Annotated in this window: 21 protein-coding genes; 13 read left to right on the top strand and 8 right to left on the bottom strand. The window is 74.2% G+C overall.

Annotation, left to right across the window (positions count from 1 at the left end):
• The first annotated feature begins 42 nt into the window (after positions 1 to 42).
• The 3 genes from QI633_RS15600 to QI633_RS15590 are packed head-to-tail and all read left to right on the top strand — an operon-like array spanning position 43 to position 1320.
• Positions 43 to 423, top strand: a complete 381-nt coding sequence (locus QI633_RS15600; RefSeq protein ID WP_141798356.1) for an Rv2175c family DNA-binding protein — start codon at positions 43 to 45, stop codon at positions 421 to 423.
• Between the two features lie 2 nt (positions 424 to 425).
• Positions 426 to 896 (top strand): ribonuclease domain-containing protein, encoded by a 471-nt coding sequence (locus QI633_RS15595; RefSeq protein ID WP_282426298.1) that lies wholly within the window; start codon positions 426 to 428, stop codon positions 894 to 896.
• Between the two features lie 10 nt (positions 897 to 906).
• On the top strand, positions 907 to 1320 hold the full coding sequence (locus QI633_RS15590; protein ID WP_282426297.1) for a barstar family protein: 414 nt from the start codon (positions 907 to 909) through the stop codon (positions 1318 to 1320).
• A 3-nt stretch (positions 1321 to 1323) separates the two neighbouring features.
• On the opposite strand, the gene QI633_RS15585 is transcribed toward QI633_RS15590, so the two are convergent.
• The 3 genes from QI633_RS15585 to QI633_RS15575 all read right to left on the bottom strand — a co-directional run bounded on the left by QI633_RS15585 (position 1324) and on the right by QI633_RS15575 (position 4700).
• Positions 1324 to 1566 carry a hypothetical protein gene (locus QI633_RS15585; protein ID WP_282426296.1) on the bottom strand — a complete coding sequence of 81 codons (243 nt, stop codon included), beginning with the start codon at positions 1564 to 1566 and terminating at the stop codon, positions 1324 to 1326.
• Between the two features lie 211 nt (positions 1567 to 1777).
• Entirely contained in the window at positions 1778 to 3583 is a 1806-nt protein-coding gene (locus QI633_RS15580; RefSeq protein ID WP_282426295.1) for an acyltransferase family protein, read from the bottom strand.
• A 28-nt stretch (positions 3584 to 3611) separates the two neighbouring features.
• Positions 3612 to 4700, bottom strand: coding sequence for a polyprenyl synthetase family protein (locus tag QI633_RS15575; RefSeq protein WP_282426294.1), 1089 nt, complete (start codon positions 4698 to 4700; stop codon positions 3612 to 3614).
• A 76-nt stretch (positions 4701 to 4776) separates the two neighbouring features.
• Between QI633_RS15575 and metF the strand changes: the two genes are divergently transcribed.
• Complete coding sequence (gene metF, locus QI633_RS15570) at positions 4777 to 5667, top strand: methylenetetrahydrofolate reductase [NAD(P)H] (protein ID WP_141798362.1); 891 nt, start codon at positions 4777 to 4779, stop codon at positions 5665 to 5667.
• A gap of 21 nt (positions 5668 to 5688) precedes the next feature.
• Here the strand turns inward: metF and QI633_RS15565 are convergent, their stop codons facing one another.
• Complete coding sequence (locus QI633_RS15565) at positions 5689 to 7005, bottom strand: FAD-dependent oxidoreductase (protein WP_282426293.1); 1317 nt, start codon at positions 7003 to 7005, stop codon at positions 5689 to 5691.
• A gap of 10 nt (positions 7006 to 7015) precedes the next feature.
• Positions 7016 to 7495, bottom strand: a complete 480-nt coding sequence (locus tag QI633_RS15560) for a YbaK/EbsC family protein (RefSeq protein ID WP_141798364.1) — start codon at positions 7493 to 7495, stop codon at positions 7016 to 7018.
• Between the two features lie 46 nt (positions 7496 to 7541).
• On the opposite strand from QI633_RS15560, the gene QI633_RS15555 reads away from it, so the two are divergent.
• The 5 genes from QI633_RS15555 to QI633_RS15535 all read left to right on the top strand — a co-directional run bounded on the left by QI633_RS15555 (position 7542) and on the right by QI633_RS15535 (position 11209).
• Positions 7542 to 8042 carry a hypothetical protein gene (locus tag QI633_RS15555; protein ID WP_282426292.1) on the top strand — a complete coding sequence of 167 codons (501 nt, stop codon included), beginning with the start codon at positions 7542 to 7544 and terminating at the stop codon, positions 8040 to 8042.
• 124 nt (positions 8043 to 8166) lie between these two features.
• Positions 8167 to 8625: an SAV_6107 family HEPN domain-containing protein gene (locus QI633_RS15550; RefSeq protein ID WP_282426291.1), complete on the top strand. Its 459-nt coding sequence runs from the start codon at positions 8167 to 8169 to the stop codon at positions 8623 to 8625.
• 48 nt (positions 8626 to 8673) lie between these two features.
• On the top strand, positions 8674 to 9390 hold the full coding sequence (locus tag QI633_RS15545) for a methyltransferase domain-containing protein (RefSeq protein WP_141798367.1): 717 nt from the start codon (positions 8674 to 8676) through the stop codon (positions 9388 to 9390).
• Positions 9391 to 9420: 30 nt separating this feature from the next.
• Positions 9421 to 10626: a DNA polymerase IV gene (gene dinB, locus QI633_RS15540; protein ID WP_282426290.1), complete on the top strand. Its 1206-nt coding sequence runs from the start codon at positions 9421 to 9423 to the stop codon at positions 10624 to 10626.
• 139 nt (positions 10627 to 10765) lie between these two features.
• Positions 10766 to 11209 carry a DUF3040 domain-containing protein gene (locus QI633_RS15535; RefSeq protein ID WP_141798368.1) on the top strand — a complete coding sequence of 148 codons (444 nt, stop codon included), beginning with the start codon at positions 10766 to 10768 and terminating at the stop codon, positions 11207 to 11209.
• Between the two features lie 116 nt (positions 11210 to 11325).
• On the opposite strand, the gene QI633_RS15530 is transcribed toward QI633_RS15535, so the two are convergent.
• Genes QI633_RS15530 through QI633_RS15520 form a run of 3 tightly spaced genes read right to left on the bottom strand, consistent with a single transcriptional unit; the run spans position 11326 to position 15883 of the window.
• Entirely contained in the window at positions 11326 to 13683 is a 2358-nt protein-coding gene (locus QI633_RS15530) for a DUF3488 and transglutaminase-like domain-containing protein (RefSeq protein WP_282426289.1), read from the bottom strand.
• A complete protein-coding gene (locus QI633_RS15525) occupies positions 13680 to 14897 on the bottom strand; it encodes a DUF58 domain-containing protein (protein ID WP_282426288.1) in 1218 nt (405 codons plus the stop codon). Before QI633_RS15525 ends, QI633_RS15530 begins: the two co-directional genes overlap by 4 nt.
• A gap of 20 nt (positions 14898 to 14917) precedes the next feature.
• Complete coding sequence (locus QI633_RS15520; RefSeq protein WP_141798371.1) at positions 14918 to 15883, bottom strand: MoxR family ATPase; 966 nt, start codon at positions 15881 to 15883, stop codon at positions 14918 to 14920.
• A 488-nt stretch (positions 15884 to 16371) separates the two neighbouring features.
• Here QI633_RS15520 and mraZ point away from each other — a divergent pair, with 488 nt between their 5' ends.
• The 4 genes from mraZ to QI633_RS15500 all read left to right on the top strand — a co-directional run bounded on the left by mraZ (position 16372) and on the right by QI633_RS15500 (position 18749).
• Positions 16372 to 16794, top strand: a complete 423-nt coding sequence (gene mraZ / locus QI633_RS15515; protein WP_141798372.1) for a division/cell wall cluster transcriptional repressor MraZ — start codon at positions 16372 to 16374, stop codon at positions 16792 to 16794.
• A 287-nt stretch (positions 16795 to 17081) separates the two neighbouring features.
• Positions 17082 to 17234 (top strand): hypothetical protein, encoded by a 153-nt coding sequence (locus QI633_RS15510; protein WP_160158224.1) that lies wholly within the window; start codon positions 17082 to 17084, stop codon positions 17232 to 17234.
• Position 17235: 1 nt separating this feature from the next.
• Positions 17236 to 18222 carry a 16S rRNA (cytosine(1402)-N(4))-methyltransferase RsmH gene (rsmH, locus tag QI633_RS15505; protein WP_141798373.1) on the top strand — a complete coding sequence of 329 codons (987 nt, stop codon included), beginning with the start codon at positions 17236 to 17238 and terminating at the stop codon, positions 18220 to 18222.
• The gene (locus QI633_RS15500; RefSeq protein WP_141798374.1) at positions 18222 to 18749 is read left to right on the top strand and encodes a hypothetical protein; all 528 of its coding nucleotides are present in this window, start codon (positions 18222 to 18224) and stop codon (positions 18747 to 18749) included. The genes rsmH and QI633_RS15500 overlap by 1 nt, the downstream gene beginning before the upstream one ends.
• The last annotated feature ends 24 nt before the right edge of the window (positions 18750 to 18773 follow it).

The following is an 18773-nucleotide window of genomic DNA, read 5'->3' as shown; positions in this document are numbered from 1 at the left end:
CCGGTGTGATCCTGGCCGCCTGTTTCGTGGAAGATGGCCTCCATGAGCGACAAGCCCCTGGCCGAGCAGGACCTCTCCGCCCTTGTCGAGGAGTGGCTGGACTGGGACGAGGCGGCCGCGCAGATCGGCGTCACGCCCGCGAAGGTGCGCACCATGGTGCGCGAGCACCAGCTGGCCGCCGCGGTGCCGGGTGAGCCCGGTCGCGGTATCAAGCAGGGCATCCCCGCCCTGTTCCTCGTCGACGGCGAGCCGGTGAAGGGCCTGCCCGGCCTGCTCACCCTGATGCACGACAACGGGTACGACGACCGCGAGTGCATCGCCTGGATCTTCCTCGACGCCGACCTCCCGGGCCGCCCGATCGACGCGCTGCTGGAGAACCGCGGCGCCGAGGTCAAGCGCCGTGCCCAGGCGCTCGCCTTCTGAGCATGAGCCGGCGCACGACGAAGGTCATCTCGTCGGTCATCACCGTCGTCCTGCTGGTCGGGGTGTGGTGGCTGCAGTCGCGCGGCGGTGACGACACCGCGGATCCGGAGCGCGCGACCGAGAGCCCGAGCGCCACCGCGACACCGCGTGCCGCTGCCACGCCCACCGCCGCGGCGTCGCGCGACGAGGACGGCCTCCCGTACGTCGACCTGGCCGACCTGCCGCCGGAGGCCGCCGAGACCGTCGACCTGATCGATGCCGGCGGGCCGTTCCCCTATCCCGGCAAGGACGGCTCCACCTTCGGCAACTTCGAGGGCGTGCTGCCGGACCGGCCGCGCGGCTACTACGCGGAGTACACCGTCGAGACCCCCGGCCTCGACCACCGCGGCGCCCGGCGGATCATCGCCGGCGACGAGGGGGAGCTGTACTGGACAGAGGACCACTACGAGTCGTTCGAGAGGATTCGGCGATGAGGTTGGGGCGATGAGCGGGCTCGCGGCTGTGCTCGCCGGGCGGCACGCGCCCGGCGTCCACCGGTGGGAGTCGGCGCTCGACGTCGCCTCGGTGCGGCACGCGGCCGAGCACGCCGGCTGGGGCTTCGGGTACGTCGACGGCGTGGGCCTCGATGCCCGCGACGACGTGCTGAGGGCGCTCGGCGACGCCCTCGCGTTCCCCGACCACTACGGCGCCAACCTGGACGCCCTCAACGACTGCCTGCGCGACCTGCCCGGCCCGACCGTGCTGCTCTGGGACGCCTGGTCCGGGTTCGCGCGGGCGGAGCCGCGCTGGTTCCGGCTCGTGGTCGAGGTCCTGGGGGACCGCGGCGCTGCCGACCCGGCCGTCGAGGTGCTGCTGCGCGGACCCGGGCCGGCCGAGGTCGTGCCGCTGCTCGGGTGAGCGTCAGCTGCCGCTGATGATCTTCCGGTTGCAGTTCCAGGGACTGCCGCTCGCGCCGTCCTGGAGGCAGGACACCAGGCGAACGTCGGCTGCTTCCCGGTTGACGGTCACCGGGATGCTCTGGAACGACCCCTCGCCGGCGCCCACGTAGATCCGCGTGGCCGGGCGCTGGTTCCAGGAACCGTCGGCCTGCTTGATCTCGATCCAGCCGACGGCACCGTGGTAGTCCCCGAGCCGGTCGCTCACGATCACGATGTTGTCGGCGTCGCCGAACCAGGTTCGTGCACCGCCACCGATGGCGTCAACCGACCCGCTGGCGGCGGTGGCCGGCGACGCGGCGAGCAGGAGGTGGCGGCAAGAGCTGAGCCGAGCACGGCCCCGAGACGAATGATCTTCATGTCGCGAAACCGTAGGGAGCCGCCTGTGCGCGGTCAAGCGGCGGGCCGGCGCCGCCGGGTCAGGACGCGTAGAAGGACGCGGCCGTGCGTGACATCAGCCGCGCGAGGACCGCACCGCCCCGCGGGCCCGGGTGGATGCGGTCGCCGGCGAAGTCCGGCACCCGGGAGCGCAGCGCCGCCCAGTCGGCGAGCCGCGCGTCGGCGTGGGTGCGGGCGTAGTGGCGCAGCTTGGCGTTCGCCGGCCCGATCCAGGAGCGCGGCCCGCTGGCCGTGACCAGGACGAACCGGTGGCCGGGTCCGGCCGCGCCGATGGCGTCGGTGAGCTGGTGGGGTGCGAAGTCGCCGTTCGTGCCCAGGGCGATGACGACCACGGGCCGCAGCGCGCCGGTCCTGCTCAGTCCGCGGATCCGCCCCTCGAGGCTCGCCATCTGCATCCCCACGTGGGCGCGGACGTCGGCCTGGGGCAGCAGGTCGAAGAGCGCCGGCGCGGCGGCGACGGTGACGGAGTCGCCGATGACGGTGAGGTCGCGGCCGTCACCGGGGGCCGGCGCGGCCCACGGTGACGCCGCGGGTGCCGCACCGGCTGCCGGCGCGGGCGGCGCTGGCGTCGTGGCCTTCCGGTGCGCCTCGATCGCGGCCTGTCCGGTGTCGAGGCTCACTTGCAGCGCGCTGTGGTCGCGGGAGTTGCCGATCCCGGCGGTGACGGTGGCCGAGACCAGGGCGGCGACGACGGTGCTGACGGCGATGCCGACCAGTCCGGTCCGCTGCCCGAGGGCCACCACCTGCCGGGCCGACGCCCGGTAGCCGAGTCGCTGCACCGGCTCCTCGAGATGACGCCACGACAGGGCGGCCAGCCCCAGGGTGATCGGTACGGCGGCCACCGCGAGCGGCACGCCCGGCGCCACCTGCAGCAGGACCACGATCACCGGCCAGTGCCACAGGTAGATCCCGTAGCTGCGGCGCCCGGCCCAGCGCAGCAGCGGCGCGGACAGGACGATGGCGACCGGCGAGCGGCCGCAGTCGGGCCGTTGGGCGTCGGCCGTCACATGGAGCACGACCAGCGCCGTGGCGGCGGCGACGGCCGCCGTACCGCCGAGATAGGTGAGCGAGGCGTCCCAGGGCAGGAGCACGACGGCGAGCAGCGCGCCGACCGCCGCCGCGACCGCCGTCCGCAGCCGTACCTCGACCGTCCACAGCGCGGCGACCGCACCGATCAGGAGCGAGAAGCCGTGGGTGTCGGTGCCGAAGTAGAGCCGGTTCAAGGATGCGCCACCCAGGTGGCCGACGGCCATGGCCGCGACGCCGAGCACCGCGAGCACCGCCACGACCTGTCCGCGCCGATCCGTGCGGAAGGGCCGCGTGAGGGCCAGCAGCAGCCACAGCAGCACCGGCCACACCAGGTAGAACTGCTCCTCGACGGCCAGCGACCACAGGTGTTGCAGCACCGGCGCCTCGTAGCGGTCGGCGTACGACGCCGGCGTGCCGGCCTGGTACCAGTTGCTGCTGAAGGTCAGCGCCGCGAGCACCTGCTGTCGCAGCCGCACCTCCAGGGCACCGCCGAGCAGCCCCGTGGCCGCGGTCACCACCAGCAGGACCGCGAGCAGCGCCGGCAGGAGCCGGCGGGCCCGTCGTGCCCAGAACGGTGCGAAGGCGGGCCGTCCCGAACCGTCGGCCCCGCGCACCAGCTCCGCGGTGATCAGGAAGCCGGACAGGACGAAGAACATGTCGACGCCCAGGAACCCGCCGGGCAGCCGGTGCGGGAAGAGGTGGTAGCCGACGACGGCGAGCACGGCCACGCCGCGCAGCCCGTCGAGGGCGAGCACGCGGGTGGGGAGAGGGCCGGGGAGCCGGTCGATCTGGTTCACGCGGGAGCGGCGGACCGGAGCGGCGGGCTCAGTGGGCGCGCCGCGTCGCCGCGGCGGCCAGCTGTTCGAGGACCCGGCACGCCTCGGCGTCCCAGCCGGACTCGGCCTGGCCGCGATGCAGCGCGTCGACCGCCTGGCGGGCGAGGTCGTCGATCATCGACTCGACCTCGGCCCGGGCGCCACAGCCGTCGATGATCGCGCGCAGGTCGGCGACCTCGGCGTCGGACAGTGCAGTGCCGAGGGCGCTGTCGAGACGCGCGGCGTCGGCGGGGGAGGCGTGGTCGAGGGCCAGGGCCACCAGCACGGTCCGCTTGCCCTCGACGAGGTCGTCGCCCGCGGGCTTGCCCGTGGTGGCCGGGTCGCCGAACACGCCGAGCAGGTCGTCGCGCAGCTGGAACGCCTCGCCGAGCGGCAGCCCGAACGCGCTGAGCCGCTCCAGCGCGGTCGCGTCGGCCCCCGCGAGCGCGGCGCCGACGTGGATCGGGCGCTCGATGGAGTACTTCGCGGACTTGTAGCGCAGCACCGTCATCGCCTGGGCGACGTCGGCGCGGCCCCGGGCCTGGACGGACACGTCGAGGAACTGGCCGGCGATCACCTCCGAGCGGCACAGGTCGAACACGTCGAGGGCCGGCCCGACCCGGTCCCAGCCCAGGCCGCAGCGGCGCAGGAGCTCGTCGGACCACGACAGCAGCAGGTCGCCGAGCAGGATCGCCGCCGCGGCGCCGTACTGCTCCGGGTCGCCGCGCCAGCCGTCGGCCCGGTGCGCGCGCTCGAACGTGCGATGGGTGGCCGAGCGCCCGCGGCGGGTGTCGGAGGCGTCCATCAGGTCGTCGTGGACCAGCGCGCTCGCGTGGAGCAGCTCGAGGGCGGCGGCGGCACGTCGTACGGCGTCCGCGTCGGCGCCGGTGGGGTCGCCGGCCAGCGCCGCGTAGCCCCAGTGGCAGAACGCGGCACGGAACCGCTTGCCGCCCGACACCGTGACGCGCGCCTCCGACAGCAGTCGCGCGGCGTCCCCGCCGAGCGGTGCGAGCCGGGTCGCCTGGTCGGCGAGGAAGGCGTCCAGGGTGGCCTGGACCTCGGTCCGGAAGGGGGTCGGGTCCCACGCCTGCTGTGTCACGGATGTGAGCCTAGTGACTGTGGAGATCGGCGAGATGCCCGGCCCCGGCGCGCTCCGCGCACCTACACTGCGGCCCATGACCACCGGTGCTGGGCGCTCCCTCGGCGAGATCATCCGAGAGGGCGGCCATTCGTTCTCCTTCGAGTTCTTCCCTCCCAAGGACGAGGCGGGTGAGGCGCAGCTCTGGGACGCGATCCGGGCGCTCGAGCCCTACCGCCCGACCTTCGTGTCCGTGACGTACGGCGCCGGCGGCAGCACCCGTGACAAGACCGTCGCCATCACCGGCCGGATCGCGCGCGAGACCTCGATGGTCCCGATGGCCCACCTGACCTGTGTCGGCCACACCCGCGCCGAGCTCGAGGGCATCCTCGACTCCTACGTCGCCGAGGGCGTCAGTCACGTGATGGCGCTGCGCGGCGACCCGCAGGAGGGCCCGCGCGCCGACTGGACCCCGACCGAGGGCGGCCTCAACTACGCCGTCGAGCTGGTCGAGCTGGCCCGCTCGCGCGGTGACTTCCGGGTCGGCATCGCCGCCTTCCCCGAGGGCCACCCCTCGGCGGACTCGCTCGACGCCGACGCCGACGTCCTCGTCGCCAAGGCGCGGGCCGGCGCCGAGTTCGCGGTCACCCAGATGTTCTTCCGCGCCTCCGACTACTTCTCCCTGGTCGAGCGCGTCCGCGCGCGCGGGGTCGACATCCCGATCCTGCCGGGCATCATGCCGATCCTGAACCTGGCCGCGATCCGCCGCCAGGGCGAGCTGATCGGCACCAGCGTCCCCGAGGACGTGGTCGAGCGGATCAGCGCGTACGACGGCGACCCGGCCGCCGTACGGGCCGAGGGCATCCGGATCGCCGCCGAGCTGTGCGACGAGCTGCTCGCCGGGGGCGCGCCGGGACTGCACTTCTACACGCTGAACCGGTCCAAGGCGACGCTCGAGATCTTCGAGGCGCTGCAGATCACGGTCTGATCACGGTCTGAACACGCGTGATCAGGCCGGGCCGATCAGCTGGGCGACCAGCGCGGCCGACTGGGTGACGAACGGCACGCCCGCGCCGGGAGCGGTGTGGGCGCCGGCGGCGTACACACCGGGCACGGGGGTGCCGGGACCGATCCGGCGACGGACGGTGCCGCGGCCCTGCCACAGCACGCCCATCGGCGAGCCGCGCCACTGCTCGACCTGGTCGCGCGGCGACAGGTCGACACGGGTCACGACGTTCTCGCGCACGTCGAGCTTGTGGCGGGCGAGGGCGTCGAGGAGGTCCTCGGCGATCTTGCCGCGGCCGTGGATCGTCCAGGCGGTGCCGCCGTCGGGAGCATGCCCGCCGGGACGCACGGTCAGCAGCGGCTCCTCGTGGATGACCAGCTCGTGCGGCAGGTCGGGGACGTCGCCGGCGAGCCCGACATGGCTGACGACCGGCGGGATCGCGGGCATGGTCCGCTCGACGTGCGGCGCCAGCACGGGCAGCCGGCGCGGGTCGATCGCGACCACGACGGCGTCGGCGTCGGCCTCGCCCTCCGCGGTTCGTACGGCGACCACGCGCCCCTCCCGCAGGACCAGGTCCTCGACCTCGAGCCCGGTGCGGACCCGCACGCCACGGGTCTCCAGGCGCGCGGTGAGCAGGTCGACGATCCGGCCCATGCCGCCGGGCACCCGCCAGCCGCCGAAGCACTGCTCGAGGTAGGCGGTGACGCCCACCCAGGACGGCACGTTGCGCAGGTCGTGCCCCTCGGCGACCGCGGCATGGCCGGCGACCAGCGCCAGCCGCTCGTCGCGGAACGCGTGACGCAGCCGCTTGTGGAGGGTCTCGCGGATGTCGAACATCGAGTCCAGCTCCTTGGGGACCGCGCCCTTCGTGCGCGGGTCCCACGGGACCTCGACGTAGTGGCGGCGCAGCACGTCCCACACCGGTCCGTAGACGTCGACGTGGGTCGCCCACTTCTCCCCGAGTCCGTGCCCCAGCGCGTCGAACGCCGCGATCTGGTCGGCCCTCGAGCCGCCGGGCAGCAGCACCGAGGTGCGGTCCGCGAACCGGTGCTCGCGCAGCACCGGCAGCGGCTCGAGGTCGGACCCCAGCTCCTTCTCCAGCGGCCGACCGGACTTGCGGAACAGGTCGCGCAGGGCGGCGGGCAGCAGCGTGCTGGTCGGACCGGCGTCCCACCGGTACCCGTCCCGCTCGACCGGCGCGAGCGCGCCACCGAGCCGGCCGGACGCCTCCAGCAGCGCGACCTCGTGGCCGAGCTTGGCCAGCCGGGCGGCCGCGGCCATCCCGCCGAGACCGCCGCCGACGACGACGACGCGTGCCACCGGTGGGCCCTCAGTCCTTGGCCACGTCGAGGGGCTCGGCGCCGGTCAGCGCGAGCAGCTCGTCGTACGTCGTCGAGAAGACCGCCGCCGGGTGGCCCGCGGCGGCCCAGACGACCTCGTGGCGCTGCAGCCAGGGGTCGAGGTACGTCGGCACCGGGACCGGGTGGCCGATGGGGGAGACCCCGCCGATCACCTGTCCGGTGTGCTGGCGGACGAAGTCGGGCTTCGCGCGCCGCAGCGCCGGTCCGCCGATCGCGGCCTGCACGAGGTCGGTGTCGACCCGGTGGGCGCCGGAGGTGAGGATGAGGACCGGCGTGCCGCCGGCATCGAAGAGCAGACTGTTGGCGATCGCCCCCACCTCGCACCCCAGGGCCTCGGCGGCCAGTGCGGCGGTGTGGACCGAGTCGGGCAGAATGACGATCTGGCCGGTTCCGCCCCGGCGCTGGTGCTCGTCGCGGAACCGGGTGATCGAGGGATGCTCGGCCGACATGGGGGTGACCCTACCGAGCACGACCCCACCACGGACTGGAGGAACCATGCCCGAGACCGACGCCGAGCAGCAGGCCGCTCAGGAGGTCGAGCGGCCGGGCGAGCAGCCCGGCGAGGTGACGGCCCGGCCGCCCGCGGTCGTGATCGCGTGCTGGCTGCTGTGGTCCCTGGTCGCGGCCGGGTTGCTGGTGTGCGTCCTCGTGGTCACCCAGCGCGAGGACCTCGGCAGCGTCTGGTCGCCCATGCAGGTCGGCGACAGCACTGTCCAGCCGGTGGAGTTCGTCCCGGTGATCCTGGTCCTCTACGGCGTCACGGCCGTGTTGTCCCTCACGCTCATCGCACTCTTCCGGGTCGGCTACAACTGGGCCCGTCACTCGCTGGCCGCGATCGTCGCCGGCGTGATCGTGGTCGCGGTCGCGACCGTGCGCACCGACCCGCCGACCATGGTCGACGGCATGGCGATCGCCGCCGCCGTGATCAGCGCGGTGACCCTGGTGTTCCTGTGGCACCCGCAGAGCCGGGAGTACGTGCGGCTCGCGAGCCGCTGAGCCCGGTCGCCGAGCCCGGTCGCCCATCCCGTCTCCGGCGCTGCCTCTTGAGCAGTGTCGGACCTGCGGTGTACCGTCGGATCATTCGAACACCTGTTCGAACAGATCTGGAGGAGAAGTCGCCGTGGCCCAGCAGTCCGCCCCTCTCACGGTCAGCCCGCACGCCCTGCCGGCGACCACCCACAACTACCTGATCCGGTCGGCAGAATCGCTGAGCGAGGCGGTCGCGGCCCGCGACGTGGCCACCCGCTATGCCTGCGCCCACGTCGCCGCGCTGCGCGCCGCCGCCGCCCTGCTGGCCGCCCGGGCCCGCCCCGAGGCCGGCCGCCGGCGCGCTCAGCGCAATGCCTGGGTGCTTCTCGCCGAGGTCGCGCCCGAGCTCGCGGAGTGGGCGTCCTTCTTCGCCGCGGGCGCCTCCAAGCGCGCGGCGGCCGAGGCCGGGTCGTCCCGGGCCGCGACCGAGCGCGAGGCCGACGACCTGGTCCGCGACGCCGACCGCTTCCTCGCCCTCATCGAGCAGGCGCTCGGCCTCACCCCGCACGTCCCGCTCGGCGAGCAGCTCGCGGGCCTGGCCGTCGGCTGACGGAGTGCCTGTCCGAGCCATCCTGAGGTGACCACTAGTGTTCGGCACATGGCCTCTCGCGAGCAGCGTGGATCGGTCCGCACCGCGGTCGTGTGGGACGCCCTCGAGTCCGCGCTCGCGGGCGGACCCCGCGACGTCGTCGACCTCGGCGGCGGCACCGGCGGCTTCGCCGTGCGGCTCGCGGAGTCGGGCCACCGGGTCCGGGTGGTCGACCCCAGTCCCGACGCCCTGGCGGCGCTGGCCCGCCGGGCGCGCGAGGTCGACCTCGAGGTCTCCGGGCTGCAGGGCGACGTCGCCGACCTCGTCGAGGTCGTCGGGGCCGGCAGCGCCGACGTGGTGCTGTGCCACGGCGTCCTCGAGGTGGTCGACCCGTCGCTCGCGCTGGAGCGGATCGCCGAGGTGCTGCGGCCCGGCGGCCTGCTCAGCCTCGTCGTCGGCCAGCGGCACGCCGCTGTCATCACCCGCGCGATGGCGGGTCACTTCCAGCAGGCCCGCGACCTGCTCGACGACCAGCAGCCCGTCGACACCCGCACGGGTCGCCGGTTCACCGTCGAGGAGGTACGCGACCTGCTCGCCGGTCACGGCTTCGGCGCGGTGTCCGTCCACGCCGTCCGGGTCTTCGCCGACCTGGTCCCCGCGGCCCTCGTCGACCAGGAGCCCGGCGCCGCCGCTGCCCTCGTCGACCTGGAGCGCGCGGTGGCCCAGCGCCCGGAGTACCTCCCGCTGGCCACCCAGCTCCACGTCCTGGCGAACGCCGCCTCCTGAGCCCGGTCGCACACGGCCCGGGAGCGGGCCGTGAGCGTCACCTGCCCGATCCTGCACGTCGACATGGACGCGTTCTACGCGTCGGTGATGATCCGCGACCGGCCCGAGCTCCACGACGTCCCGGTGGTCGTGGGCGGCGGGCACCGCGGGGTCGTGCTGTCCGCCAACTACCCGGCCCGCCGCTACGGCATCCGCTCCGGCATGTCCGGCACCGAGGCCGCCCGGCTGTGCCCCGACGCGGTCACCATGCCGCCCGACTTCGGTCTGCTGACCCCGGTGTCGAAGGCGATCATGGAGACCTTCCGCACCGTCACTCCGCTGGTCGAGGTCACCTCGCTCGACGAGGCGTTCCTCGACGTGCGCGGTGCGGTCCGGCTGTTCGGGCCGCCGGAGGCGATCGCCGAGCGGCTGCGCTCCCGGATCCGCGCCGAGCACGGCATCACCTGCTCGGTCGGCATCGCGGCCTCCATCTCGGTCGCCAAGCTGGCGAGCCGCCAGGCCAAGCCCGACGGCGTCCGGGTGATCCCGCCCGACCGGTTCGTCGCCGAGGTCCACCCGCTCGACGTGGGCGTGCTCTACGGCGTCGGCGAGGCCACCCGTCAGCGCCTGCACCGTCTCGGGCTGATCACGGTCGGCGACGTCGCCGCGATCGAGGTCGACCTGCTCCGGCGGATGCTCGGGCGTCACCTCGGCGGGCACCTGCACGCCCTGGTGTGGGGGAGCGACCGCACCGAGCTGGTGCCGGGCGGTGCCGGGGTCTTCGGCTTCGGTGAGGGCGAGCCCGAGGGGAGCATGGGCTCGCAGCACACGCTGGCGGTCGACGTACGCGACCGGGCGCAGCTGCGTCGCGAGCTGCTCCGGCTGACCGCCCGGGTCGCCGCCCGGGTGCGCGGCGCGGGACGCACCGGCCGCACGGTCACGGTCACGGTCCGCTTCTCCGACTTCACCACCGTCCAGCGCTCGCGCACCCTGCCGGAGCCGACCGACGTGACCCAGGAGGTGTACGCCGTCGCGGTCACCCTCCTCGACGGCCTCCTCGAGGCCCGCGGCCCGCGCCCGCTCGCGGTCCGCCTGGTCGGCGTCCGGGTCGAGGGCCTACGCCGGCTCCGGCCCGTCGACAGCCGCCAGCTCGCCCTCGGCGAGCGCGACCCCGGCTGGCCCGACGCCGACCGGGCCGTCGACCGGGCCGTCGACCGCTTCGGCAGCGCCGCCGTGCGCCGGGCCAGCCTGCTGTGACCGGGTGGCCCGTCGGGACCGTCCCCGGACGCCGACCGCACAATTTCGGGGGACGGCCTACCACCGCTGGAGATGCCTGCCTACACTTGGAGGAAGAGTCATCGGGCGGGGAACCGCCTCACACGTGTCGGAGGATTCGGTGCCACTCTCGGAAGAGGAGTTGCGACTGCTGGAGCAGATGGAGCGCGCCCTCAGCGAGGAGGACCCGAAGTTCGCGTCCACCCTCCGGGGCACGACCCTCCGCCAGGCAGCCCGCCGCCGCGCCATCCTCGCCGGCGTGGTCTTCGCCGGCGGCATCGCCGTGATGATGGGCGGAGCCGTCAGCGGCTACTGGCCCGTCGGCGTCGCCGGCTTCCTGATCATGCTCGCCTCCGCCACCATCCTGCTCGGCTCGGTCCGCGGCCAGCGCGGGGGAGCAGCCGCTCCGAACGTGTCGGCGCACCCGTCCGGCTTCGGTGTCGTCGACGGCGGTCGCCGCGGCCACCACGGTCGCGGTCACGGTCGGGGCCACGGCCGGTCCTCCGGCTTCATGGACAACCTCCAGGCCCGCTGGCGCCGCCGTCGCGACCGCGGCGGCTTCTGAGCCGACACACTCCGAGGACCTCATCCGCAGCCCCCGCTCACCCGGGGGCTGTTTCATGTCCAGGGTCCGTCCCGGCGCCTGCGGCGCCGGGACGGACGCTCGCGTGGAGCTGCCGGTCAACGCCGCCAGACCGACATCGGCACCCACCGCGCCCGCCGCCGTGCCCGCGGCGTGACCCCGGCCTCCAGGGCCGCGAGGACCAGTGCACCGTCCTCGGCGACCGAGGTCCGCTCGAGCGTGGCGACCGCACCGGGCCGCGCGTACCGGGCGTGCTCGACGGCGAGGACCAGCCGCTCCAGGGCGTCGGCGGCCTCGGGCGCTGCCTCGGGGCCGGTGCGCGGGCGCTCGGCGGGGCGGTCGGTGGGGGTGGCGAGGTGGCCGAGCAGGAAGGCGCCGGACTCGCGGGGTGACCGGCCGGCCGGCCAGGGCAGGCCCAGGTCGATCGCGGTGGCGCGGACCTCGCGCCACACGTCGTCGGGCGAGCCCGCGAGTCGGGTACGGCGCCCGCGGGTCCGCACCGCGGTCGGGCCGCCGAGGGCGGCGATGCCGGCGAGCAGCAGCACGAGCACGACCGCGCCGCCGATCAGCACCGGCAGCGGAAGGCCGCCCTGGTCGGCTCCGGTGGCGGTGCCGGGGTCGCGGTCGATCTCGGGGCGGCGGTTGGGCCCGGCGCTCGGTGCCGCGGTGCCGGAGGCGCCGGGGCCGGCCGACGTGGCGTTGGTCGGCCCGCCGCGCGGGTCGTCGCTGCCGCCGTCGACGGGGACCCGGGTGTAGGCGGGGACCTCCTGGACGCGCCCGGACGGGGTGGGCTCGAAGCGCACCCAACCCGAGCCGGCGAAGTAGAGCTCGGGCCAGGCGTGCAGGTCGTGGCTGCTGTAGACCCACGTGTGGGTACCGGTCTGGTCGGGCTGCAGGAAGCCGACGGCCACCCGCGCGGGGATCCCGAGCACGCGGGCCATCACGGCCATCGCGGAGGCGAACTGCTCGCAGTAGCCCACCCGGCCGTTGCGGGCCAGGAATCCCTCGAGGGTCTGGTTGCCGGTGCCCTTGGGTGCCTTCTGCAGGTCGTAGGTGAACCCGCCGTCCTGGCGGAACCACCGCTGCAGCAACAGGGCGCGCTCGTAGTCGGTGGTCGCGCCGGAGGTGACGTCGCGGGCCAGGTTGCGCACCAGCGGCGGCACCGTGCTGGGGACGTGGAGGACCTCCTCGGACACGTCGCCGGTACGCGAGTCGCGGAAGAACGAGCGGTCGGTGCCGAAGTCCAGGGCGACGCCGGTCATCGTGTAGCTGACGCCGCGGGTGTCGAGGCCGTCGTCAGCGGCGAGGAAGTCCATCGTGGACGGGTCGTAGCGCCAGTCGCCGGGGGCGTCGACGGCGGAGATCGGATACTGCGTGGGCAGCCAGGTGGAGTCGAGCTGCTCGCTGACCGTCGCGTCGTAGTCGAAGGTGGTGCGCCGTACGTCCTCGGACAGCCCGCGGGGGAGGGGGACCGACCCGTCGGCGCGGTCGTCGCGGGCCACGTCGCGGTCGCCGCTGCTCCACTCGTCGCCGGTGTAGCGGTTGAGCACCGAGATCCGCAGGTACGACGGCGACGGGTCGTCGGTGCGCAGCCGCACGAGCGGCACGTCCTCGCCGCGCTCGAGGTCGCGGCGCATGTCGGCGATCGGCTTGCGGATCCGGATGTCGCCGTTGCCCTTGCCGGTGCCGAGGTCGAGCACGTTGACGCCGACCGTCGGCAGGAGCAGGGGGACGACGAGGGCGAGCGCCGTCGCGGTGATCCCGATCCGTCCGGCACCGGCCCGCATCGCCTCGCGCACCGGGTTGCCGCGCCACATCGAGTCCTGCTGCGGGCCGACGGTGCGGCCCCAGCGCAGCAGGTGCTCGCGCGACTCGAGGTGGAGCAGGACGAGGAAGCCGCCCGCGGCGCCGAGGAAGCTGAGGGCGTCCGGGCCGCCGTCGAGCACGCCGCTGGGCAGGGCGTAGACCGCGAGCAGGCCGAGGCCGGCGGCGGGGACGCGGCGCAGCGTGCAGGCCAGGGTCTCGACGAGGACGAGGACCACGGCGCCGGCGACGACGAGCAGCGGCCAGACCGGAGCGACCCGGTCGCCGATCGGCGCGGCGTACTGCCGGGCCGTGCGCACCGAGGCCTCCAGCGACTGCCAGATCTCGGTGGCGGTGGCGCCGACCGGCAGGAGCGAGCCGGTGATCTGGTGGGTGACGAAGACCGTGGCGAGCACGACCTGGACCAGGGTGGTGAGCCAGCGGGGCGCGCCCGACCAGCGCAGTCCGGCACCGCTCAGGGCGAGCAGCGCGGCGAGGACGGCGAGGGGGCGCAGGTAGCTGCCGGGCATCTCGACGAAGCCGCGCCACGCGGTCAGCGCCGCCCACGTGGTCAGCACGGCGACGACGCCGAGCAGCAGGACCGGGCCGAACGGGCCGCGTCGGTTGGTGATCGTCGGGCTGGCACTGGTCATGCCCGCGCACCTCCGCGCACGGGGGCCCGGCCGAGCTCGCGCCAGGCCGCGTCGAGGTGGTCGCGCGGGCCGAGCGAGGTGGCACGCCAGGCGAGCGAGGTGACGGCGGCCGCCGCGGCGGCGCCGAGTCCCGCGCGGGCGGGGGACCACTGGTCGACGTCGAGCACGAGCGCCAGCGCGGCGCCCGCGTCGTGGCGGATCCGGCGCAGCGCCGCGTTGTCGTCGGGGAGGAAGCCGCCGAGCACGGCGACCACGACGCCACCGCGGGCCTGCTCGCCGGACCAGGCCACGTCGAGGGTGGTGCGGTGCGTCATCTCCAGCACGGCGAGGTGCTCCAGGGCCCCGTCGGAGCCCACGGTCCCGTCGGCGGTGCAGAGCTGGACGGTGTAGCCGTGCTGCTCGAGGTGCACGGTCAGCGACGCGGCCGCGATCACCGCCGCCTCGAGGCTGGACGCCGGGCCCTGGCCGCGGTGGGCGAGGCGCCGGTTGTCGAGCAGCACCGTGGCGCGCGCCTCCCACGGCTGCTCCTCGCGGCGCACCATCAGCTCGCCGATGCGCGCGGAGCTGCGCCAGTGCACGCGGCGCAGGTCGTCGCCGCGGCGGTACTCACGCACGCTCACGTCCTCGGCCGACCCGGATGCGAACGCCTGAGGCCGGTGCTCGCCGGCGCCCTGCCAGCCGCCGGTCAACGGGATCGAGGGGAGCGGTACGACGCGCGGGGTCACCGTCAGCTGGGCGGTCCCGCCGATCGCGCGGCGCCGCTCGACCAGGCCGAACGGGTCGGCCAGGCGGGCGACGACCGGCCCGACGACGTACCGGCCCCTGATGTCGGAACGCACCGGGTAGGACACCGTGCGCTCCCAGGAGCCGCCGAGGCCCTGCAGCACGAACCGGGCCCGGCCGCCGAGTGCGTAGGGGAGCGTGTCCTCCACCAGCAGCGCACCGTCCGAGCGCTTGCGGTCGCTGGCGATGGTGAGGTCGATCCGCGCGGTCTCGCCGGCGCGGAGCAGCCGCGGCCACACCGTGCGGGCGACCATGGGGTCGTGCTTGCGCCGGCTGACGACGAGCGCGGCCAGGAGGGGGAGGGCCAGGACCAGGACGCCGACCCGGGTCAGCGCGGGCTGGCCGAAGCCGACCGCGCACACGACCGCGGTCGCCCCCGCCGCGACGAACGCGCGTCCGCGGAGGGTCAGGGAGGAGAGGTGCCGGCGCATCGGATGACCGCGCGTGCTCGTCAGGAGGTCGGCTCGGGCACCGGGACCTGGGCCGCGATGCCCTCGAGGATGGTCGCGACGTTCCGCCCACCGATCGCGGCCTCGGCGCTCGGGAGCAGGCGGTGGGCGAGCACCGGCTGGACCAGGGCGCGCAGGTCGTCGGGGAGGACGTAGTCGCGGCGGTGCAGGGCGGCGCGGGCCTTGGCCGCCCGGACCAGGTGGAGCGTGGCGCGCGGCGAGGCGCCGAGCACCAGCTCGGGGCTGTGCCGGGTGGCGGCGGTGAGCGCGACGGCGTACCGCTGCACCGTGTCGGAGACGTGCACCTGGCTGACGATCGCGCACATCTTGCGGATCTCGGCGCTGTCGGTCACCGGCTCCAGGTCGTCGAGGGGGTTGACCGCGCCGTGGCTGGCGAGCATGGCGATCTCGGCGGCCGGCACCGGGTAGCCGATCGAGACCCGGGCCAGGAACCGGTCGCGCTGTGCCTCGGGGAGGGGATAGGTGCCCTCCATCTCGACCGGGTTCTGGGTCGCGATCACCATGAACGGCGACTCGAGGTGGTAGGTGATGTTGTCGACGGTCACCTGCCGCTCGGCCATGCACTCCAGCAGCGCGGACTGGGTCTTGGGGGAGGCGCGGTTGATCTCGTCGCCGATGACGACGTTGGCGAACACACCGCCGGGGCGGAACTCGAACTCACGCGTCGACTGGTTGTAGACCGACACGCCGGTGATGTCGGAGGGCAGCAGGTCCGGGGTGAACTGCACGCGGCGCACCGTCGAGTCGATGCTGCGGGCCAGGGCCTTGCTCAGCATGGTCTTGCCGACGCCGGGGACGTCCTCGAGCAGCAGGTGACCCTCGGCCAGCAGGACGACGATCGCGGCCGAGACCACCTCGCTCTTGCCCTCGATCACCTTCTCCACGTTGGCCTGGATCCGGCCGGCGACGCGCGCGACGGTGTCCACATCGGTGCTCGGCGACTCCACGGCTGTTCTCCCTCTCTCAGCAGCCACCTCGCTGCGGTGGAGCAACCTTAGGCCGACTCGCCCAATCGCACCCCTGCTGCGCGCCACTTCCGACTCGGCCTGGCTGCGTTGCCGTCGCTCGACGTGCGCCCAGCATGGCTTCGCTCCGCCGCCTTGCCAGATCGGCCGGAAGCGGCGCTCGCGACGGCGTCCGATCGGGCGAGTCGGCCTGCGGCCGACGTGGGAACGGCGGCAGCACCCGGCGGCACCCGGCCACGACCGGACGCGGCTCCCCGCCGGCTCTCCGCCGGCTCTCCGCCGGCGCTCCACTTCTCCTCCACTTCGCTCCACCAGCGCTCCCAGCGCGCTGACCTGCGCATTTGGGGCGCGCGGTGGTGCGAAACGCCGCACCGAGTGGGGCCTCGGTGGTTGACGGTGGAGGAAAGTGGAGTAGTGTGGGGGAAAGTGGAGGAACGGCGGAGTCCGGTGGGACGGCTGGGGGTGGCCCGATGCTCTTCATGGGCACCTACACCCCGAAGCTCGACGACAAGGGCCGCCTCTTCCTCCCGGCGAAGTTCAGGGATCGACTGGCGGAGGGCCTCGTGGTCACACAGGGACAGGACAAGTGCCTCGTCGTCTGGCCGACCGACGTCTTCGCCGAGGAGGCCGAGCGGCAAGCCGCCCGGCCGATGACCAACCGCGCCGCCCGGCGCTACGCCCGGGTCCTCTTCGCCGGCGGCGACGAGAGCACCCCCGACAAGCAGGGCCGGGTCGGCATCCCGGCACACCTGCGTGAGTACGCCGGACTCGACCGCGACGTCGTCGTGATCGGGGTCCGGGACCGCCTGGAGATCTGGAACCCCGCCGCCTGGCGCGAGTTCCAGCTCGAGGCCCTGGAGGAGTTCGCCGACCTCGACGAGGACGACGACTAGTCCCTCAGCAGGACCAGCACCACCACCAGCACTGACAACAACACAGCGGATCCGCAGGACGAGGTCTCAGCCCGTTCTCGCTCCCCAGGCAGCCACCTGTAGCACCTTCCCCGGCCACAGGCGCCTCGCCGAACCCCGCCTTCTGGGGCACCTTCCCCGGCACCAGACGGCACCCCGAACACCGGAACGGGAGCGGGCCGGGACCTGGCTCTGCGGATCCGCCGCATTTGTCGGCAGCACCAGCAGCACCAGCCGCACAGTCATTCCAGGGTCGAGGGGTCGAAGTCATGAGCGTCGTTCGCACGCAGCCACCGGAGGTCTCCGGTGAGCGCCGCGTCCGCGAGCAGGCACGAGACGTCGTCGCCCTCATGGCCTTCTCCGCGGCGCTCTCGGTCGGCTGCGCACTCCTGCTCGTGCTGACCCGTCTCGCGGGGCGCTGAGATGAGCAGCCCCCGCCACGTCCCCGTCCTCCTGGACCGGGTCGTCGCCCTCCTCGCGCCCGCGCTCGACCACGAGGGCGCCGTCCTCGTCGACTGCACTCTCGGTCTCGGCGGCCACAGCGAGGCCGTCCTCGAGCGGCTCCCGCAGGCCCGGGTGATCGGCATCGACCGCGACCCCCGGGCGCTCGAGATGAGCCGCGAGCGCCTGGCGCCGTACGGCGACCGGTTCCGCGGGGTGCAGGCGGTGTACGACGAGATCGCCGACGTCGTCGCCGACCAGGGCCTCGCCGAGGTCGACGCCGTGCTGTTCGACCTCGGTGTCTCCTCGATGCAGCTCGACCTGCCCGAGCGCGGCTTCGCCTACGCCGTCGACGCGCCCCTCGACATGCGGATGGGGGACACCGGCCCGACCGCGGCCGACGTCCTCAACACCTACAGCGCGGGCGAGCTGGCCCGGGTCCTCAAGGAGTACGGCGAGGAGAAGATGGCGCGCCGGATCGCCGACGCGGTCGTCCGCGAGCGCCAGGTCGAGCCGTTCACCAGCTCGGCCCGCCTCGTCGAGCTGCTGTACGACGTCATCCCGGCTCCCGCCCGGCGCACCGGCGGCCATCCTGCGAAGCGCACCTTCCAGGCGCTGCGGATGGAGGTCAACGACGAGCTGCGGGTGCTGCAGCGCGCGATGCCCGCCGCGGTCGAGGTGATCGGCGTCGGGGGCCGCGTGGTCGTCGAGTCCTACCACTCGCTCGAGGACCGGCTGGTCAAGCGCACCTTCACCGCCGCCACCCGGCTCGACGTGCCCGACGACCTGCCGTTCGTGCCCGAGGGCGCCGAGCCGTCGTACCGCCTCGTCACCCGGGGTGCCGAGCAGGCCACTCCCGAGGAGGTCGAGGAGAACCCTCGCGCCGCCTCCGTCCGACTCCGCGCCATCGAGCGCGTCCGCGCCGCCACCCGTCCGAGCAGCACATCCACTGGCAAGGGAGCCGTCTGATGTCCTCCACCTCACCTCTTCGCAACCGGCTCCCGTACGTCGCGCCCCGGGTCGCGCAGGCGGCCCTGGAGCGGGCCCGGCTGACGGTCGTCCCGCGGCGACGCACCCGCGCGGCGCGGGTGCCGTTCGTGACCTTCGTCAGCGTGATCCTGCTCGGTGGCGTGATCGGCCTGCTCATGTTCAACACCTCGATGCAGCAGGCCTCCTTCCGGGAGACCGCGCTGCGCAACCAGGCGACCGACCTCGGCGCGCAGCAGGAGGCGCTCGAGATGGAGATCCAGGCGCTCAACGACCCGGCCCACGTCGCGGCCGCGGCCGAGAAGCTCGGCATGGTGATGCCGACGACCGGCGCGGGCGTCCTGCACCTCGGCTCCGGCACGATCAGCGGCGACCCGCAGCCGGCCACCGGCGCCGACAAGCTCCCGCTGCAGCAGCCCGGCCCGAAGCGCCCGGCCGACCTCGACCCGAACCCCGTCAAGATCAAGGTGAAGCCCACCACCGACGGCGTGCCCGCCACGGTTCAGTGACCCCCGCGCCGTAGGTTGGAGCGC

The organism is Nocardioides sp. QY071, from assembly GCF_029961765.1.
Classification (GTDB): Bacteria; Actinomycetota; Actinomycetes; order Propionibacteriales; family Nocardioidaceae; genus Nocardioides.
Note: the sequence above shows the minus strand (reverse complement) of the source record. Positions and strands in the feature narration are given on the sequence as shown.

Coding starts and splice junctions, on each gene's coding strand:
- QI633_RS15595 (WP_282426298.1), top strand. CDS start 426: ATGAGCCGGCGCACGACGAAGGTCATCTCGTCGGTCATCACCGTCGTC.
- QI633_RS15590 (WP_282426297.1), top strand. CDS start 907: ATGAGCGGGCTCGCGGCTGTGCTCGCCGGGCGGCACGCGCCCGGCGTC.
- QI633_RS15525 (WP_282426288.1), bottom strand. CDS start 14,897: ATGCGCCGGCACCTCTCCTCCCTGACCCTCCGCGGACGCGCGTTCGTC.
- QI633_RS15560 (WP_141798364.1), bottom strand. CDS start 7,495: ATGTCGGCCGAGCATCCCTCGATCACCCGGTTCCGCGACGAGCACCAG.
- QI633_RS15500 (WP_141798374.1), top strand. CDS start 18,222: ATGTCCTCCACCTCACCTCTTCGCAACCGGCTCCCGTACGTCGCGCCC.
- QI633_RS15600 (WP_141798356.1), top strand. CDS start 43: ATGAGCGACAAGCCCCTGGCCGAGCAGGACCTCTCCGCCCTTGTCGAG.
- rsmH (WP_141798373.1), top strand. CDS start 17,236: ATGAGCAGCCCCCGCCACGTCCCCGTCCTCCTGGACCGGGTCGTCGCC.
- QI633_RS15545 (WP_141798367.1), top strand. CDS start 8,674: ATGGCCTCTCGCGAGCAGCGTGGATCGGTCCGCACCGCGGTCGTGTGG.
- metF (WP_141798362.1), top strand. CDS start 4,777: ATGACCACCGGTGCTGGGCGCTCCCTCGGCGAGATCATCCGAGAGGGC.
- QI633_RS15530 (WP_282426289.1), bottom strand. CDS start 13,683: ATGACCAGTGCCAGCCCGACGATCACCAACCGACGCGGCCCGTTCGGC.
- QI633_RS15510 (WP_160158224.1), top strand. CDS start 17,082: ATGAGCGTCGTTCGCACGCAGCCACCGGAGGTCTCCGGTGAGCGCCGC.
- QI633_RS15555 (WP_282426292.1), top strand. CDS start 7,542: ATGCCCGAGACCGACGCCGAGCAGCAGGCCGCTCAGGAGGTCGAGCGG.
- mraZ (WP_141798372.1), top strand. CDS start 16,372: ATGCTCTTCATGGGCACCTACACCCCGAAGCTCGACGACAAGGGCCGC.